This window comes from Acinetobacter sp. 226, assembly GCF_048147925.1.
GTDB lineage: Bacteria > Pseudomonadota > Gammaproteobacteria > Pseudomonadales > Moraxellaceae > Acinetobacter > Acinetobacter pecorum.
Map to the genome: position 1 here is coordinate 39,357 of NZ_JAYWYX010000023.1, position 19,022 is coordinate 58,378.

13 protein-coding genes and 1 pseudogene are annotated in these 19,022 nt (G+C 42.8%); 10 read left to right on the plus strand and 4 right to left on the minus strand.

The genetic code is table 11. From position 1 onward, the window contains the following. The first annotated feature begins 30 nt into the window (after nt 1–30). From VXP95_RS11690 to VXP95_RS11710, 5 genes and pseudogenes are all read left to right on the plus strand, one after another. On the plus strand, nt 31–1,074 hold the full coding sequence (locus tag VXP95_RS11690) for a molecular chaperone DnaJ (protein WP_416712074.1): 1,044 nt from the start codon (nt 31–33) through the stop codon (nt 1,072–1,074). Nucleotides 1,075–1,303: 229 nt separating this feature from the next. Then, nucleotides 1,304–1,659: pseudogene (locus tag VXP95_RS11695) on the plus strand (endonuclease domain-containing protein). Nucleotides 1,660–1,789: 130 nt separating this feature from the next. After that, on the plus strand, nt 1,790–2,200 hold the full coding sequence (locus VXP95_RS11700) for a DUF4062 domain-containing protein (RefSeq protein WP_416679840.1): 411 nt from the start codon (nt 1,790–1,792) through the stop codon (nt 2,198–2,200). A 5-nt stretch (nt 2,201–2,205) separates the two neighbouring features. Further along, nucleotides 2,206–2,514, plus strand: coding sequence for a hypothetical protein (locus VXP95_RS11705; RefSeq protein ID WP_416705161.1), 309 nt, complete (start codon nt 2,206–2,208; stop codon nt 2,512–2,514). A gap of 180 nt (nt 2,515–2,694) precedes the next feature. Next, a complete protein-coding gene (locus VXP95_RS11710; protein WP_416679841.1) occupies nt 2,695–3,210 on the plus strand; it encodes a hypothetical protein in 516 nt (171 codons plus the stop codon). 49 nt (nt 3,211–3,259) lie between these two features. Here the strand turns inward: VXP95_RS11710 and VXP95_RS11715 are convergent, their stop codons facing one another. Then, nucleotides 3,260–6,154: a valine--tRNA ligase gene (locus tag VXP95_RS11715; protein WP_416712076.1), complete on the minus strand. Its 2,895-nt coding sequence runs from the start codon at nt 6,152–6,154 to the stop codon at nt 3,260–3,262. A gap of 176 nt (nt 6,155–6,330) precedes the next feature. Here VXP95_RS11715 and VXP95_RS11720 point away from each other — a divergent pair, with 176 nt between their 5' ends. From VXP95_RS11720 to VXP95_RS11730, 3 genes are all read left to right on the plus strand, one after another. Beyond that, a complete protein-coding gene (locus VXP95_RS11720) occupies nt 6,331–7,002 on the plus strand; it encodes a hypothetical protein (protein WP_191113037.1) in 672 nt (223 codons plus the stop codon). Nucleotides 7,003–7,022: 20 nt separating this feature from the next. After that, nucleotides 7,023–7,829: an SDR family oxidoreductase gene (locus tag VXP95_RS11725; RefSeq protein WP_416712078.1), complete on the plus strand. Its 807-nt coding sequence runs from the start codon at nt 7,023–7,025 to the stop codon at nt 7,827–7,829. A gap of 224 nt (nt 7,830–8,053) precedes the next feature. Continuing rightward, nucleotides 8,054–9,328, plus strand: coding sequence for a glutaminase (locus VXP95_RS11730; protein WP_191113038.1), 1,275 nt, complete (start codon nt 8,054–8,056; stop codon nt 9,326–9,328). A gap of 95 nt (nt 9,329–9,423) precedes the next feature. On the opposite strand, the gene dhaK is transcribed toward VXP95_RS11730, so the two are convergent. Beyond that, nucleotides 9,424–11,154: a dihydroxyacetone kinase subunit DhaK gene (gene dhaK / locus VXP95_RS11735; RefSeq protein WP_416712080.1), complete on the minus strand. Its 1,731-nt coding sequence runs from the start codon at nt 11,152–11,154 to the stop codon at nt 9,424–9,426. Nucleotides 11,155–11,438: 284 nt separating this feature from the next. On the opposite strand from dhaK, the gene VXP95_RS11740 reads away from it, so the two are divergent. Further along, a complete protein-coding gene (locus tag VXP95_RS11740; RefSeq protein WP_416705164.1) occupies nt 11,439–11,813 on the plus strand; it encodes an endonuclease domain-containing protein in 375 nt (124 codons plus the stop codon). A gap of 132 nt (nt 11,814–11,945) precedes the next feature. On the opposite strand, the gene VXP95_RS11745 is transcribed toward VXP95_RS11740, so the two are convergent. After that, nucleotides 11,946–12,722 (minus strand): DUF2971 domain-containing protein, encoded by a 777-nt coding sequence (locus tag VXP95_RS11745; RefSeq protein WP_416712081.1) that lies wholly within the window; start codon nt 12,720–12,722, stop codon nt 11,946–11,948. Between the two features lie 239 nt (nt 12,723–12,961). Then, the gene (metH, locus tag VXP95_RS11750; protein WP_416712083.1) at nt 12,962–16,648 is read right to left on the minus strand and encodes a methionine synthase; all 3,687 of its coding nucleotides are present in this window, start codon (nt 16,646–16,648) and stop codon (nt 12,962–12,964) included. 529 nt (nt 16,649–17,177) lie between these two features. Here metH and VXP95_RS11755 point away from each other — a divergent pair. After that, complete coding sequence (locus VXP95_RS11755; protein WP_416712084.1) at nt 17,178–18,797, plus strand: inorganic phosphate transporter; 1,620 nt, start codon at nt 17,178–17,180, stop codon at nt 18,795–18,797. Nucleotides 18,798–19,022: the final 225 nt, after the last annotated feature.

The window sequence follows — 19,022 nt, forward strand, 5'->3', positions numbered from 1 at the left end:
ATATTATTTCTTCTTTGACCTTCTCCTGCCATGCTCTTTGACTTGAAAACCATGATTCAGCCATTCACAGCGCTTTCGCCACAGCAGAAGAAGCTGGATCATCTGATTGATAAAATCGAGCAACAGAAACAGGAATTACACCAATGGCAACAGGCTGAAGAAGATCTGCAGCAATATACCCATAAAACATTTATGCCAGTCTACCATGAGTTGTATGGTGTACTGTTCAAGCAGCTGGAACAGCTCTGGAAGCACCTGCAGGAAACTACATTTTCCAAGGCAGAACTGGTGGTACTGGATGAAAAGATTCAGTACCTTGCAAATTATCTAAAAGACTCTCAGGCCATGTCGGTGCAACAAGCTCATAAAGTGAATGAAATCTTCACTTACTATCAGCAACGTGCCGAACATGCCCAATTCAGAAAAAGCCAAAAGAAAATTAATGAACTGGAAACATTCTTTAAGAGTGAGAATCCCTCAGATTTTGCAGATGTAGAAGTATTTGAAGAATGGGAATCAGATCATTTTCAGCAGGCACGTGAGCAAGCCAGGTTAAAACGCCAGCAGGAAAAACAGGCACAGGTTACAGCGATGGCAGAGCAGTCATTGAAAACCGTATATTTAAAAATTGCTGCCATCATTCACCCTGACCGTGAAGTGAATGATGTCAAAAAAATCAAGAAAACTGAATTATTGCAACGTGCCAATGAGGCTTATGCAGAGCAGGATCTGTTTACGTTACTGAAAATGCAACTGCAGATTGAACAAGATCAGGAAGTTTCACAAAAAGGTTTAAGCGCAGAGCAACTCAAGTTTTATCAACTGGCTTTGGATGCACAGAGCCAGAAATTACAAGAGCAGATTGATGCCTTGATTCATAGATTGGTCTGGTCATCGAAAACCAGAATTGCGGTGAAAAAGGGGAAAGGGAAAGTTCAAATTGCTGATCTGTATAAGCAGATTGACGAAGATACTTCAGCCATCAAACAGCAGATTAAAGTAGAAAAAGAACGCCTGATGTATATCAAAAAGGTGAGTGGCTTGGAGATGTTTTTAAGGCATGGGATGCTTTAACTTAATTAGAATTGCCTCTCCCTTGCGCAGCAGTGCTGCTCATCACTTGCGCTTCGTTTTAAAGCAGTGCTTTAAAACTTGCTCAGGAGAGGGGAAATCCATTACAGAATAACTTTAAGCTAGAATTTCAATATTGGAATTAAATAACAATAATTAAAGTCACAATGAAAGTTTCTTCTCCCTTTGGGATGAGAAGCACTGCTTCGCAAGGGGGAGAGGGAAAATAACAATGAAAATAGATCCTCAATTATTAGAATTCGCCAAATCAATGCGCCACACCGCCACCGATGCAGAACACTTCATGTGGCAACTGCTACGTGCCAAGCGTTTTATGAATCTTAAATTGTGATCCAACCGTATATTGTAGATTTTTACTGTCATGAAATTGGTTTAGTGATTGAGTTGGATGGTAGTCAACATGGATTGGAGGATGCTATTGCATATGATGGTGAACGAACCAAGTTTTTAGAGGCTTTGGGTTTAACTGTGGTTCGGTATTGGAATCATGATGTGTTGGGGCGGACGGATGTGGTGTTGGAGGATTTGTGGCAGAGGTATTTTGAATTGAAAAATACCTCTCCCTAACCCTCTCCTAAAAGGAGAGGGAACTGCATTGTGAAATTCATATAGCTATTAAATCAAATGATGCTCCCTCTCCCTATGGGTAAGGGCTGGGGTGAGGGTTTATTAAAAAATGATTATGATTCAATCTTAGATGATTGAAGATAAAAGAAATATTAAGATGAGTTCAGCAAAAAAATATCAAGTTTTTATTAGTTCTATATATACAGATTTGCTTGATGAGCGTCAGGCAGCAGTTGAAGCCATCTTACAAGCTGGACATATACCCGCAGGGATGGAGCTATTTACGAGTTCTAATCAGAGTCAGTGGGACATAATCAAAAGATGGATTGATGAATCTGATATTTATATGCTGATTTTGGGTGGTAGATATGGATTTATTGAGACAAAAAGTGGAAAAAGTTACACACATTTAGAATATGAATATGCACTTTCGATAAAAAAGCCTTTGTTCGTTATTGTTATAAAAGATCAAGCATTAAACCAAAAAACTGTTGCACAAGTTGAAAATCAAAACCCTGAAAATTTAAGAAAAAAGTACTAAGTTCAATGTGTGAATTCTTTGTTGATACAAAGGACATTCAGTTAGCTGTTCATAAGTGTCTTGGTAAAATTATTTATGATAATGAATTAATAGGTTGGGTTCGGGGAAATCAGCAAAATGAAGGTTTAGCTGTGGAATTAGTTCATCTTAATGAAGAAAATCGAAAGCTTAGAGAAGAGAATGAAAATTTTAAGCGTAATCTGCAAGTACGCCTACCAAAATTAACTTTAGAATTGAATGATGGTAAGCCTTTAATTTTAAAATATCAAGAATATAAAGAGCTATATTATATAAACAGAGAGCCTATTGATTAGTCTGCTATTGATGATGATTTAAAAGAGTTTTTATCTACTGAAAGCATTGAAAAATATAATCATGATTTATCCGAAATAACGGATGAAAAGATACTTGAATTTAATAGATTGATAAATTTAAAGACCATACTAGAAAACGGTTTAAAAGAGATTAACTTTAGAGTTTCAAATGATGGTACGTTGAAAGCTAACCAAGTGTATATTTCAATAAAGTTTCCTGATTTTATTTACGTTGAAGAAAAAGGTGAAGAAAAAGAAAGACTGAAAATAATTGAAGATCTGAATAAAAAGAGCTTAGAAATTATACCAACGCCTTTATGGAACCCGCTTAGTCAAGCGAAAGCTGACCTTAAAAAGAAAAAATTAGATGCTGTTAATCCATATAAAGGTATTTATGGTTTATCAAATTCATTATTAGGTCATAACTCAGAAAATCTTGCTTCAATAATGAGAGTAGATCCTATGAGGGGAATAACTGTTCCTAAAATTCCTAATGCTCAAGGTGATTATGATTATTTAGATAATCAAGGAAGAATAATCATTAAGATGGGCAATTTATTACATACCTTAGGTCGTTCTTATAATGATTATTATTTATTTCCTTTAGAGAAAGGGAAAGGAAATATAATTATAAATTTACATTGTGAAGAATACGCAAATGAAGAGCTTATAGAAATTCCAATTATTGTCGAATAAAAAATAAATCCCCTCAATTGAGGGGATTTTTTTGAATCAAACTTCAGTATTAAAGCGCTGCAATCTGCTCCATATTCGCCTTAATCTTCGTTAACTGGTCAGCAAACTCAGCAAGTTTCACTTTCTCGCCTTCAACCACAGCAGCAGGTGCTTTCGCCACAAAACCTTCATTTGCAAGCTTCGTTGCAATTTGGTCATGTTGCTTTTGAACCTTGTCCAAGTCTTTTTGTAGACGACCTAATTCCGCTTTAGGGTCAATTAAACCCTTCATTGGAACGTATACAGATACGTGACCAACGACAGAAGAAGAAGACAATGGTGGTTGTTCGCCATCCGCCAAGAAGGTAATGCTTTCAACTTTGGCCAATGCTTTGAACAACAGTTCAATACGTGCAATCTGCGCTTTTTCAGCATCAGTTGTATTTTGCAGCAGAACAGGCAACAAACGCGCATTACCTAGACCCATCTCACCACGGATGTTACGCACCGCACCAATCAAACCTTGCAGCCATTGCATATCTGCTTCAGCCTGGTCATTCATCAATGCTTGCTCAGCAACAGGGTACGGCGCCAACATAATGGTTTCGCCCATAATACCGAGTTTCGGCGCAAGTGTTTGCCAGATTTCTTCAGTCAGATAAGGCATCAACGGATGTGCCAAACGTAAAGACGCTTCCATCACCGAAAGAAGAACACGACGTACTTCAGCTTTACGCTCTTCAGACACATTTTCATCGTTCAGAACCGGTTTGGTTAATTCAACATACCAGTCACAGTATTCATTCCAGATGAATTCGTAAATCGCTTGCGCAGCCAGATCTAAACGGTAGGTTGCAAATGCGGTTTGCACCGCTTGTTCCGCTTTTTGCAGACGGCTTACGATCCATTGTTCAGGCAATTCCCAAAGGTCTTGACGTGCTTCTGAACCAATAGTTTGACCTTCGACATTCATCATCACGAAACGCGTTGCGTTCCAGATTTTGTTGGCAAAGTTACGGTAGCCTTCAACACGTTTCATGTCGAACTTGATGTCACGACCGGTGTTGGCAAGCGCACAGAAGGTGAAACGAACTGCATCGGTACCGTAAGACTGAATCCCTTCAGGGAATTCTTTACGGGTTGATTTTTCAATCTTCGATGCCTGTTTCGGGTTCATCAAACCTGTAGTACGTTTTTGTACTAATGTTTCTAAATCCACACCGTCAATCAAGTCTAATGGGTCAAGCACGTTACCCTTCGATTTAGACATCTTCTGACCTTCGCCATCACGTACCAGACCGTGAACGTACACAGTCTTGAACGGCACTTGAGGCGTCCCATCTTCATTTTTCATGAAGTGCATGGTCAGCATGATCATGCGGGCAACCCAGAAGAAGATGATGTCAAAACCTGTCACCAGTACATCTGTCGGGTGGAAGGTATTCAAGAAGTAGTTGGCTTTGTCTTTTGCTTCGTCGCCAGTCCAGCCTAAAGTCGAGAATGTCCAGAGACCTGAAGAGAACCATGTGTCCAGTACATCTTCATCCTGATTCAACTCAATATCGGCAGGAATATTGTTTTTCGCACGAACTTCTTCCTCGTTACGACCTACATAAACGTTGCCTTCCGCATCGTACCAGGCCGGAATGCGGTGACCCCACCACAATTGACGCGAGATACACCAGTCCTGGATATTATTCATCCACGCCATGTACATGTTGCTGTACTGCTCAGGCACGAACTTGATACGGCCATCTTGAACCGCTTCAATCGCAGGTTTCGCAAGCGGGGCAATTTTTACATACCATTGGTCAGTCAGTAATGGCTCAACAATCACGCCTGAACGGTCACCGCGAGGTGGCTTTAATGTATAAGGTTGGATCTGGTCTAACCAGCCTTCAGCTTCAGCCTGTTCAACGATCTTCTTACGTGCTTCAAAGCGTTCTAAACCAATGTAATCTGCAGGCGCAGGAATGGTTTTAGAAATCTGCTCACCCGCTTTCGCAATATATTCAAACTCAGCCAGTACTTCAGCATTTTTGTTGAAGATATTGATCAGTGGCAGGCTACAGCGTTTACCCACTTCATAGTCATTAAAGTCGTGTGCAGGCGTGATTTTTACACAACCGGTACCGAATTCTTTGTCGACGTATTCATCTTTAACGATTGGAACCGCACGACCAGTAATTGGCAGGATGATGTTTTTACCCACCAGATCCGTATAACGCTCATCATCAAGCGCAACAGCAACAGCGGTATCGCCTAACAATGTTTCAGGACGTGTTGTCGCCACAACGATATAATCTTTACCATCGTGTGTACGCACTGACTTGTCTTCAAAGAAATATTTGAAGTGCCATAACGAACTTTGTTCTTCTTTATCTGACTCTACTTCCAGATCAGAAAGCGCAGTTTGCAGTTTAGGATCCCAGTTCACCAGACGCTTGCCGCGGTAGATCAGGCCTTCTTCATGCAGTTTGACAAATACTTCTTTTACCGCATTTGATAAGCCGTCATCCATCGTGAAGCGTTCACGTGACCAGTCTACAGAAGAACCTAGGCGACGGATTTGACGGGTAATGTTACCGCCAGACTGTTCCTTCCATTCCCAGACTTTTTCGATGAATTTTTCACGACCCAAGTCATGACGGCTGATACCTTCAGCACCCAACTGACGCTCAACCACCATTTGCGTTGCGATACCGGCATGGTCCGTACCTGGCTGCCAAAGCGTATTTTTACCAGACATACGGTTATAACGGGTCAACGCATCCATGATGGCATTGTTGAAACCATGACCCATGTGCAGGCTGCCAGTGACGTTTGGCGGCGGAATCATGATACAGAATGATTCGCCTTTTTGAGACGGCTTGAAGTAACCGCGCTCTTCCCAGGTTTGGTACCATTTTTTCTCGATCTCGGTCGGATCGTAGGTTGTCGCGATATTTTGCGCTGAGTCAGTCATAGTCTAAACAGATCAAAAGTGAATGAAAAATTGCATCTATTGTAGCAAAAAAAATAGTACATGCGGCAGCTTAACCAAACGCAAACTTTAGCCAATTGGCATGTATAACAACTCAACGTATGATAGAACCATAAAAAACGCGACTCATCGCAGCATATCAAAAAAAGGATAATAAGATGAGCTATAACATTTCCCTCAAGCTTCGGCCCGAAACCCATCAGCGCTTTAAAGAGATCCATTCCAGATTAAATGCCGGCGAGCAAAACAGTCTCGCCAGACCCTTAGGTGAAAATCTGGCCGATATGGCCTGTGAAATTATTGACCAGATTTTTGGTGAGATTGTGCAACTTGCCAATTCGCCGAACAGTGAGTCTGAAAAAGTGATTCAGCAGATCATTCATACTACCCGTAAATATATGCCCTGGTCGGTCTCCTTATTTGACAATGAACGGCTCATGCCGATGGTGAATTACCTGCATCAAATGACGTATGAGCAGGCCGGTGATGCTTTTGTCCGTTATCCGGTGGAAAAGATGCTGGTGATGGAGCTGCTCGGCTGTATGGACCAGATGAAAAATGGTAATCACCAGTATGTAACACCGGCCTTAAAAGCCTTTACCCAGGTCATTGATCAGGGCGTGACACATTTGATCCGTCAACCGAAAAAAATGTTGAAATTTAATGTGGTCGTCGATAAAACCTTGAATGGGGTGATTCATTTAACCACCCAGTTAGGCTATAAACGTTTTGATAAACTCAGTCACATCTATGATGCTGATACCATGAGTTATTATTTTGAACATTTACTGGCATTTCTGGAAGACGAAATGCCTCAGCGCATCCATTAAAACAAGGGAAACAGGATTTCATGGCGAAAGTTGAAGACTTAAAGGGAAAAGTGGTCTGGATTACCGGAGCATCTTCAGGAATTGGCAAGGCGATTGCACAACAATGTGCTGCACTGGGCGCACAGGTGGTATTGACTGCACGCCGGCATGAAGAGCTGGAAAAGGTACGTCAGCTTTTAAACAATCCTGAACAGCATATTTCTATCACGGCTGATATCACGGATGAAAGCCAGGTTCGTCATGCCTATGATCAGGTTTTGCAGCAAAAAGGCCGGATTGACTGGCTGATTAACAATGCCGGACTCAGCCAGCGTGCCCTGATTCAGGACACCACCATGCAGACTGAACGTGCCATTATGGAAGTGGATTATTTCTCACAGGTATTTTTGACTAAAACCGTACTCCCCACTTTTCTGGAACAAAAATCCGGTCGTATTGTCTTTATTTCCAGTGTGGCAGGTTTGCTTGGTACCCAGTATCGTGCATCCTATTCGGCGGCAAAAGCTGCAATTCACATGTGGGCCAACAGCTTGCGTGCGGAAGTCGCTGCGCAAGGCGTGCAGGTTTCGGTGGTTTTCCCGGGCTTTGTCAAAACCAATGTATCCCTGAACGCCTTAAACGGTGAAGGAAAACCGCAAGGACATCCAGATGAAGCGATTGAAAATGGTCTATCCGCAGAAGATTTTGCGGCTCAGACTGTACAGGCTTTGCAGAACGGCGAAGAATATATCGTGATTGGCGGCAAGAAAGAAAAACTGGGCGTACTGGTTTCACGTATTTCACCAAAAGTTCTGTACAAGATGATCCGTAAAACCAAAGTAAAATAAATCATCCAGAGTAAAAAAGGGCAGGAGCGCCCTTTTTTATGTCTCTTAAAACCTCAATAAAAATAACAATACTTAAAAATGCAATTCATTTCTGGAGGGATTGCACGTATAGGGAAAGCAGCCGATAACATGGATATGCAGAAAATTACCTTTTCACGCTGGTACTTAAGTCAAAAGCCGGTATGTTAATTAAAAATAACAGCCAACTGGAATAAGCTCAGTCGATGAAAACACCGGTGCCAGACTACCTCAAGCATGTTTTAACTTCCTGCCGTGACAATGATAAAGGTGCCCTGGCAGATTATATTCCTGAGCTGGCAGCAGTAGACCCGGATAAGTTTGCTTTGGCACTCTCGACCGTAGATGGCACGATCTATTCAACCGGTGATGACGAGGTTGAGTTTACCATGCAGTCCATGTCCAAGCCCTTTGCCTATGCTCTGGCTTTGCAGAAAGTCGGCTTGACCAAGGTCATGGAAAAAGTAGGCGTGGAGCCTTCAGGCGAGGCCTTTAACCAGATTTCACTGGAGAAGGATTCCAATATTCCGAAAAATCCGATGATCAATTCGGGTGCAATTACTACCCATTCCCTGATTCCCTATAAACGAACAGTATCCCGTGCGGAACAGTTACGCCGTTTTTTAAGTGGTCTGGCGGGGCGTGAGCTGAGTTTTGATACCGAAGTATATACCTCTGAACTGAAAACAGCATTTCGTAACAGATCTTTGGGTTATATGCTACGTACAGTGGGGGTGCTGGAAGAAGATCCAGAAGCGATTGTAAATGGTTATATCAAACAGTGTTCAATCAAGGTGACGGTCAAGGACCTGGCGATGATCACCGCGGTACTTGCCAATGGCGGGATTCAGCCACAAACCGGTAAAAAATTGCTGGACCGTTCTGTGGTGCGGCAAGTCCTGAGTGTGATGCTCACTTGCGGGATGTATGATGCTGCCGGTGACTGGCTGACCACGGTGGGTATTCCGGCTAAAAGTGGGGTCGCAGGCGGTATTATCGGCGTTTTGCCGGGACAGGTGGGTATAGCTGTATTTTCTCCACGTATTGATGAGCATGGACATAGTGCGCGCGGCGTCGAAATTTTTGAACGTATGTCCCGGGAAATGGGACTGCATTTGATGGAAGGAACCCCCTCGGCACAAACCATTTTGCAAAGCCGTTATCTCACCGGTAAGAGGGACCATGTGGTGGTGTACGAACTGCGTGGCGTATTACAGTTTACCGAATCGGAAATGCTGCTACGTATATTGCAAGATGAACCGGAAGGCAAAAAACGGATTGTATTGGATCTGACCAATTTGACCTTAATTCATAATGTCGGTGCCCGGATGTTATTTGAAGGCGTGGCCCGTTTGAAGCAGGATGGCCATCCAGTCGTGGTGGTTGACTCTGAAGGGATTTTGAGTGAAGCACAGATGAAGGGCAATAAAAGGGTGGTGGTCAAAGAAAAACTGGACAAGTATCTAGAAAAGTTTCAATAAATATTTTTCTGTCATCTTGATTGAAAGCAAGGTTTATCCTCCTCGCCAGGAAATTAAAAAGCCCCGAGAATTCGAGGCTTTTTATTGGGTGTTATTTACTTAATATGCTCTGCAATATCGCTAAAGATGACACCTAAGCCGTGTGCGCCGGCATCCGGATAGCCCAAGCTACGGTCACCGACAGTTCCGGCACGTCCCATACGTGCCACGATATCTTTGGTCGATTCCGCACCTTTTACCGCAGCGGCTGCACCCAGCACAAAGTTTTCTTTAAATGTTTTGTCGGTATTGGCAGACCATGAATCTGCACAAGGAACCAAAGCATCAATCAGGGTTTTGTCACCCACCACAGCGCCACGACCAAATGAACGCTCACCAGTAGTTTGAATGCCTTTTACCGCAGCTTGAAGCATCTCGGCAAAATCTGCCACAGTTAATGTGGATTTGCCTTGAATGGCTTTACTCGCTGCACGAAACGCTGAACCCCAGATTGGACCCGACGCACCGCCACAATGCTCCATGATAATCATCGAGCTATTCAGTAGGAATTCATCCATGTGCTGTGCTTGAATCAGGCTTTGCCATTCGCGTTTCAGCTGTTTAAACCCTTTAGCCACACTCATGCCAAAATCACCATCGCCTGCATGGGCATCCAGCTCGCAGAATGGCACTTCATTTTTGATAATGCAGGCAGCCATTACGTCAACGACATAACGCATATTTTCTATCGTGAACTGTTCATTTTGAATTTCAGCATGTTCAGGCTGAGTTTCGACTTCCGTATTTATTACATCTTCTGCTGCGGCATTTTTTGTTGAGAAGATTAAAGGCTGTGCTGCTGAGCCATCCATTTTAAGAGCAGGCGTGTTGGCTTCCGCATCTAAGTAGCTTTTTAGCTCATCATCGACTACCAGAAGAGACACCGATGCACCATTCATGTCGATACTGGTCATGTAGTTGCCGACAAAAGTGCGATAAATCTTGATGCCTTTGCGCGCCAGATGTTCGCAAACATCATTGTTAAACACATACAGTTCTTGCATTGGTGTTGAACCAAAGCCGTTGACTAGAACAGCAACTTCAGTCAGATCAGGACGGTCCAGAAACAGATCATCGATAATACGTTGTGCCAGTTCTTTAGATGGCAGAATTTTTTCACGGCGGATACCCGGTTCGCCGTGGATGCCGATGCCGTATTCCATTTCATCATTCGCTAGGGTAAAGGTGGGTGTACCTTTGGCAGGAACAGTACATGAGCTATAGGCGAAACCAAGACTAATCACGTTATCCGCTGCTTTTTGAGCCACAGCTTTGACTTCCGCAAGCTCTAAACCTTTTGACGCTGCTGCACCTGCAATTTTATGCACGAAGATGGTACCAGCAACACCACGACGACCAACCGTATAGAGGCTGTCTTTAACGGCAATATCATCTGCCACTTTGACGTAATCTACTTTAATGCCATCTTCCGCAGCCAATGCAGCACCATTCTGGAAATTCATCATATCGCCAGAATAGTTTTTGATGATCATCAAAACGCCTTTGTCTGTTGCCACATGTTGCAGGGCTTTGTAGACCTGAATTTGAGAAGGTGATGCAAATACGTCACCGCATACGGCCGCGTCTAACATGCCTGTACCGACAAAGCCTGCATGTGCAGGCTCATGACCAGAACCACCGCCACTGATCAGTGCCACGTTATTGTGTTTTTGTTTACGTGAAATGATTTTGTGCGATTCGGTAAATTGCAGTTCTGGATGGGCAAGTACAAAGCCTTTGCACATTTCGACAACCAGGTTTTCAGGGTTGTTGATGAGTTTTTTCATTGTTGCACCAATGGGTTAAATGGGAGAGGTAAATTTTTGTTAAGTATGCGGAATTGTGGCTGGTTTGTCTGACTAAAATATGTAAAAACGGGTGGGGGTGGGGAAGAATGGACAGTAGACTAACTTTGATCTATAAAATCTATATAAATGAATCTCCCTAAATGCCTCTTTGAGAAAGAGGGACTTCACGCGAATTTGATGATGGTTTTTGGATTCGTGTTGTTCCTCCCTTTGCAAAAGGGAGGTTAGGGGGGATTTATAAAAACAAATTAGTAGAATAAAAAATGAAACCCTACAATAAAAATCTAAAACAAGCCTCGCGTGATTTACGCAATCATATGACCGAGGCAGAAAAACTATTATGGTCGCGAATTCGCAATAAGCAAATTTTAGATTTGCAGTTCTATCGACAAAAGCCGATTTTGAATTACATCGTGGATTTTTACTGTCCTGCTGCCAATTTGGTGATTGAGTGTGATGGCAGCCAGCACTTTACAAATGAAGGCTTAGAAGCGGATCGAGTTCGAGATGAGGCTTTGGTGCAGTTGGGTTTAAAGGTGTTTAGATTTGATAATGGGCAGGTGATGACGCGGTTGGATGATGTGGTGGAAGTGGTTTATCAATCTTGTTTGAATGAGCTTTCTAAAGAACTTCCCTAACTAAAGAATCCCCCTCCTTGCGAAGCGATGCTTCTCACCTTTGATAAAGGGAGACTTGCCATGAATTAAATCGCGGTTTTGGATTCGTGATGTTCCTCCCTTTTTTAAAGGGAGGTTAGGAGGGATTAATAATTATAAATCTGGACTGCTCCCAGTTGCTAAATGTGCAATGTTAGATATTGAATATTTGTATCTTACATTTGTAAGAGATTTATCTTCAATTGGTTTAGCCTCAAACTTAAAAGAATTAGGCTTCAAGTACATCTGGAAATATTTGATTTTACGTCCTTGCAATGTTTCCATTACTTGTTCAATTTCTTCATTTGGAGTTTTCAATCCAAAATAAATTGCTTTGACTGCTCTATAATCATAAGAATTAATGCCTTGATTTTCTGTGATGATTCTTAATTCTTGTTCATATTCCCATCTCTTTGATTTATACCCCAGCATTTTTTTAACTAGATGGCCAGGATCGGCTTGGTTAAAAGCTTGAGAAAAATCTAAATTTTGAATTTTATCTGAATATTGAATATCAAAGAATCGATGTTGAGGATTTTGTTTTGCCAAGAGTTGATCTAAATCATATTCGATACAAAAGCCGTTATGACTATTGGAATAGTGAGCCCATAACAGTTCATCGTCATAACGTTTGCTCAAAGAAAAAATACCTAATTTGGTATCTTTCATATTAATGATGTTTTGAAAACTTTGTTCAATTAAGGCTAAATTATCTGAATGTTGATAAAAGATCTTTTTTAGATTTCCTATTTGTTGTTGATAATTATCAATTGAAATCAATCCTTCACAAGGATCGTTGAGTTGACTTGTGCTAGAAGCCCAAAAGGTATCATTTTTTAAAGACTTTAAATCTCTTTCAAAAGAACCACCACGATATTTATAAACTAGCATATTATTTATATTTTGAATGACTTACCTAAATATATCTTATGGTTATATAAATTAAAATCCCTCCCAACCTCCCTTTAAAAAAGGGAGGAGCTGTCACGTAATCAATTTGATCCGTGAAATCCCCCTCTTTGAAAAAGAGGGGTTAGGGGATATTAAAAGATTCAAACTAAAAATCCCCTCAACCGAGGGGATTTTTAGTTCCCCCTTTATCAAAGGGGGTTAGGGGGATTCAGTGATTTTTAAACCACAGAATCATCCAAATTCGGTGCTAACCAACGTTTCGCTTCATCCAAAGTCCAACCTTTACGCTTCGCATAATCTTCTAACTGATCGCCAGAGATTTTACCTACGTTAAAGTATTCGGTTTCAGGGTTTGCATAATAGAAACCGCTCACTGATGAAGGTGGCCACATTGCAAAGCTTGAAGTCAGGTAAGTACCCATCTTCTCTGTCGTACCTAACCAGTTGAACAATGGTGCTTTTTCAGAATGTTCAGGACAAGCAGGGTAGCCCGGTGCAGGACGAATACCCACATACTTCTCTTTGATCAACTCATCATTGGTTAATTGTTCATCTGCCTGGTAGCCCCAGAACTCTTTACGAATACGTTGATGCAAGTGCTCAGCAAAAGCTTCAGCAAAACGGTCACCCAAAGCTTGAACCATAATCGCGTTATAGTCATCGCCTTTGGCTTTGTATTCTTGCGAAAGTTCTTCCGCACCAAAAATTGAAACTGTAAAGCCACCCAGGTAATCCTGCGCCACATCTTTCGGTGCAATAAAGTCAGCCAGAGAGTAGTTCGCTTTACCGGTCACTTTGTCAGACTGCTGACGAAGGTGCTCGAAGCTATGCGTCACATTGCCATTTTCATCAGCAACAGCAACCGTATCTGCCGCCACACGATTCGCAGGATAAATGCTAAACGTCGCACGCGCATCGAAACGTTTATTCTCGATGATGTCTTTCAACATTGCTTGTGCTTGTTCATACAAATCACGTGCAGCTTCACCCACCACTTCATCTTCAAGGATTTTCGGGAATTTGCCCGCCAGGCTCCAAGAAATAAAGAATGGCGTCCAGTCAAAATATTCCACCAAGGTTTCTAAAGGATAGTTGGTGAATGTTTGTGAGCCAATGAAATTTGGTTTAACTGGCGCATTCTTCGCAAAGTCGATTTTGAAACCATTTTCAATTGACTCAGCATAAGAAAGCTTCGCAGCTTTCGGCTGCTTATTGGCAAGACGGATACGGATTTTTTCATAATCCGCGGCATAGTCTGCTGCCAGTTTTGGTTTCATCTCGGCAGAAAGCAATTGCGTTGCCACACCCACCGCACGAGAAGCATCAGCCGTGTAGTACACGCCATCATTATGATACTGCGGTGAGATTTTCACAGCGGTGTGCGCTTTAGAGGTCGTCGCACCCCCAATCATCAGTGGAATGTTAAAGCCTTTACGCTGCATTTCTTTAGCAACAAAGACCATTTCATCCAATGACGGTGTGATCAGACCAGACAAACCGATGATATCGACTTTTTCATCAATTGCAGTTTGTAGAATTTTCTCACATGGCACCATCACGCCAAGGTCAACGATGTCATAGCCATTACAGCCTAATACCACGCCCACGATGTTTTTACCGATATCGTGTACATCGCCTTTCACCGTAGCCAAGAGGATTTTACCTTTGGCTTCAGCCTGGGTTTTTTCAGCTTCAATGAACGGGTTTAACCACGCGACGGCCTGTTTCATGACACGTGCCGATTTCACCACTTGTGGCAGGAACATTTTGCCGGCACCAAACAGGTCGCCGACCACGTTCATACCCGCCATGAGCGGACCTTCGATCACATCCAGCGGACGCGTCGATTTTAAACGGGCTTCTTCCGTATCCTGATCGATATAAGTGGTGATGCCTTTTACCAGTGCATACTCAAGACGTTTTTCAACGGACTCGGCTCGCCATTCAAGGTTTTCTTCCGCTTTTTGCTGACCGCCTTGACCCCGGTATTTTTCTGCAATGGTCAATAATTTTTCAGTTGCTTCCTGACCGCTTTCGCCCTGGTTGTGGTTCAAGACTACATCTTCAACGGCATCTTTAAGCTCTTTGTCGATGTCATCATAAATCGCCAGCTGGCCGGCGTTCACGATCCCCATGGTCAAGCCTTTCTGGATCGCGTGATACAGGAACACTGCATGGATCGCTTCACGTACAGGCTCGTTACCACGGAATGAGAATGATACGTTTGAAATACCGCCTGAAATCATCGCATTTGGCAGATTTTCTTTAATCCAGCCGGTTGCTTCAATGAAGTCCACGCCATAGTTGTTGTGTTCTTCAATACCCGTTGCCACCGCAAATACGTTCGGGTCAAAGATAATATCTTCAGAAGGAAAGCCCACTTCGTTCACAAGTACATCGTATGAACGCTTACAGATTGCTTTTTTACGTTCTGCTGTGTCGGCCTGACCATTTTCATCAAATGCCATCACGATCACCGCAGCACCGTACTGACGGCAAAGGCGTGCACGCTCTACAAACTCGTCATAACCTTCTTTTAAGGAAATCGAGTTCACAACGGCTTTACCTTGAACGCATTTCAAACCTGCTTCAATAATCTCCCATTTAGAAGAATCGAGCATGATTGGCACACGTGAAATATCAGGTTCAGATGCGATCAGGTTCAGAAAGTGCACCATCGCACCTTGTGAATCCAGCATGCCTTCATCCATGTTGATGTCGATAATCTGCGCACCGGCTTCCACCTGTTGACGTGCCACGTCCAACGCTTCTGTGAAGTTTTCTTCTTTAATTAAACGAAGGAATTTTTTAGAACCCGTGACGTTGGTACGTTCACCGACGTTCACAAATAACGAATCTTTAGTGATGTTAAATGGTTCTAAACCACTTAAACGGCATGCAGGCTCAATTTCAGGAATCTGGCGAGGGGCAATACCTTCAACCGCCTGCGCAATCGCGCGGATATGATCTGGCGTAGTACCACAGCAACCACCGGTAATATTGATTAAACCACTTTCAGCAAATTCTTTAATGAATGCCGCAGTTTCTTCGGGGGTTTCATCATAACCACCAAACGCATTTGGCAAACCTGCGTTAGGATGCGCAGAAACGAAGGTGTCGGCAACGTCAGACACGGTTTTTACGTGTGGACGCATGGCATCTGCACCAAGTGCACAGTTAAAGCCGATTGAAATCGGTTCTGCATGACGCATTGAGTTCCAGAACGCTTCAGCGGTTTGACCTGTTAATGTACGGCCTGATGCATCGGTAATCGTGCCTGAGATCATGATTGGCAGTTCATAACCCAGTTCCTTGAACACTTCTTTTACTGCAAAGATGGCAGCTTTAGCATTGAGTGTATCGAATACAGTTTCGATCAGGATGATATCAACACCACCTTCAATTAAGGCTTTGGTCGATTCGATATAATCAACTTTCAGGGCATCAAAGGTGATGTTACGAAATGCTGGGTCATTTACGTTGGGCGAAATAGAAGTAGTACGTGATGTTGGCCCGATGACTCCGGCTACAAAACGCGGTTTTTCCGGCGTTGAATATTTAGCACAGGCTTCTTTGGCAAGACGCGCAGCAGTGCGATTAATCTCAGGAACCAGATCTTCCATATGATAGTCAGACATAGAAACACGCGTACCGTTAAAGGTATTGGTTTCAATAATGTCTGCGCCGGCTTCAAGATATGCTTCGTGAATGCCTTGGATAATCTGCGGTTGGGTCAGGACTAAAAGGTCATTGTTGCCTTTGAGGTCAAAGGCCCAATCGGCAAAACGTTCACCACGATAATCGGCTTCTTCCAGTTTATGGCGTTGGATCATGGTACCCATCGCACCATCGATAATTAAAATTCTTTTGGCAAGAAGTTCTTTTAAGGTGGTTAATGTCGACATTCAAACGTTCTCAGCAGTCTTTTAAAACGGCTGTAATCTTAGCAGATTAGTGAACTGATTTCTGCTGACATTGCTCAGAATGATGGATAAGTATGATATGAAAATTTGATAAGTCAGTAGATAAACATAAAATTCTGAAATCCGGACCAGAAAATATAGTTAACCTGGCTCTGATTTGACCGGTTTAGGGCAGGGGCAGAAACACAAAATTGAACTGAGGCATCTATTCATAAAAATGTCATATTCATTCCTTATGCTATGCAACTGAAACTTTATTCAGCCTGCTGACAGAAAGGGCTTCGATGGTTTTGGTAGCAAAATGTGTGTACTTTTTGCGCAGAAACAAGCTGGAATGCTATCTCAAGTGAATGATTTATAAAATCAAAATTTAGTTTTTAGTCGGAATTAAACAGGACGAATGACAGCAAGAAAATCCAAATAATTGCATCATATGACAACAGTTTGTCATATAATTGTCACAATTTAACTGAACAATATGAGGATCATTGAATCCTCTATTCCTGCTTGCATGAATCCTAATCCAACTCCCGTAGATTCAGCACACAAGTCGGCTTCGAAAAAGTCGACCAATGTTCATGTGCCAACACCGAAATTTTTTATGCCGGTGTTCTTGACTCTTATTATCACTACGCTGATTTATATCGGCTTCCAATTGTCTTCAGATTTAGCACATGTACCGGCCTTAAGCCTGTATTCAGTTATTTTGTTAGCAACTGCACTTTTTATCGCATTGAGCTTTGAATTCGTCAATGGCTTCCACGATACAGCCAATGCTGTTGCTACCGTCATTTATACCAATGCACTCTCAGCTCCCGTCGCAGTGATGTGGGCCGGCTTCTGTAATTTCCTTGGGGTTATGGTGGCCAGTGGCGCGGTTGCTTACGGTATTATTGCGTTATTGCCGGTTGAGCTGATTATGAATGTCGGCTCTGGTGCAGGCTTTGCCATGGTCTTTGCCATGCTGATAGCGGCCATTCTCTGGAACCTTGGAACCTGGTTCCTTGGTATTCCTGCATCCAGTTCGCATACCCTGATCGGTTCGATTCTGGGTGTTGGCATCATGAATTACATTCTGAATGCCGGCAGTGGCGCTTCAGGTATAGACCTGGAGCAGGTGATTAAAGTTGGTAAGGCGCTATTATTTTCGCCTCTCATCGGTTTTGCATTTGCAGCGGTGCTGTTCCTGCTGGTGAAAAAAATCTTCAAGCGTCAAATGGAACTGTTTCAGCCACCTGAAGGCAACAAGCCACCACCTCCATTGATTCGTGCCATGCTGATTTTTACCTGTACAGGTGTGAGTTTTGCACACGGTTCAAATGACGGTCAAAAAGGCATGGGTTTGATCATGCTGATTCTGATTGGGTGCGTACCTCTGGCGTACTCATTGAACAAGAATCTGGATGCCCAGCATATTCAATCTTTTGGCCAGTTGTCGGCACAAACAGCCGATGTGATCTATCCAAATCATCAGGATATTCCGGATGAGCAAGCCCGTGCTGTTATCACCAAGTATATCCAGACCAAGGAAATTACCCCTGAAGTCATTCCGGCACTGGCAAGTTTGACCGATCATCTGGGTGAGAAAGTAGCTAGCTATAGCAACATTAAAGATGTGCCTGAAGCTCAAGTTTCTGAATTCCGTAACGACATGTACCTCAGCACAACCGCTTTTAAACGTCTGGATAAAGCAGAATCTTTACCTGCGATGTCTGCTGCGCAAGAAAAAACGGTGGATAAATACCGTGATAATCTTGACTCATTCCTGCAATATATTCCAACCTGGGTGAAAGTTGCAGTTGCGCTTGCACTGGGTCTAGGTACCATGGTGGGCTGGAAGCGTATTGTTGTGACCGTCGGTGAGCGTATTGGTAAAGAACATATGACCTATGGACAGGGCATGTCCGCCGAGCTTGTTGCGATGTCGACCATTGCTGCGGCAGATGGTTTCGGTATGCCAGTATCTACTACTCATGTACTGAACTCAGCAGTAGCCGGTACCATGGTAGCAAACAAGTCAGGACTGAATTTCCAGATGGTGAAAACCATTCTGTCTGCCTGGGTATTTACCTTGCCAGCAACGATCTGTCTGTCAGGTGGTTTGTATTGGATATTGTTAAAAGTGTTCTAAACATCGTTGATAAAAAAACGCTGCCTCGGCAGCGTTTTTTTATGGGTGATTTTTACCTCTCCCTTGCGCACTCAGAATATATTCTGAGGATGCTCATCTCCTAAGAGGAGAGGGGATTTTACATAATATATTCAAATATGGGTATTGACTGTAAGCCCAAAATAGAAATGTCCGGTTTCTCCAAAGTAAAAATGTCCGCTTTTAGAATATGCACTTTTGCAATTT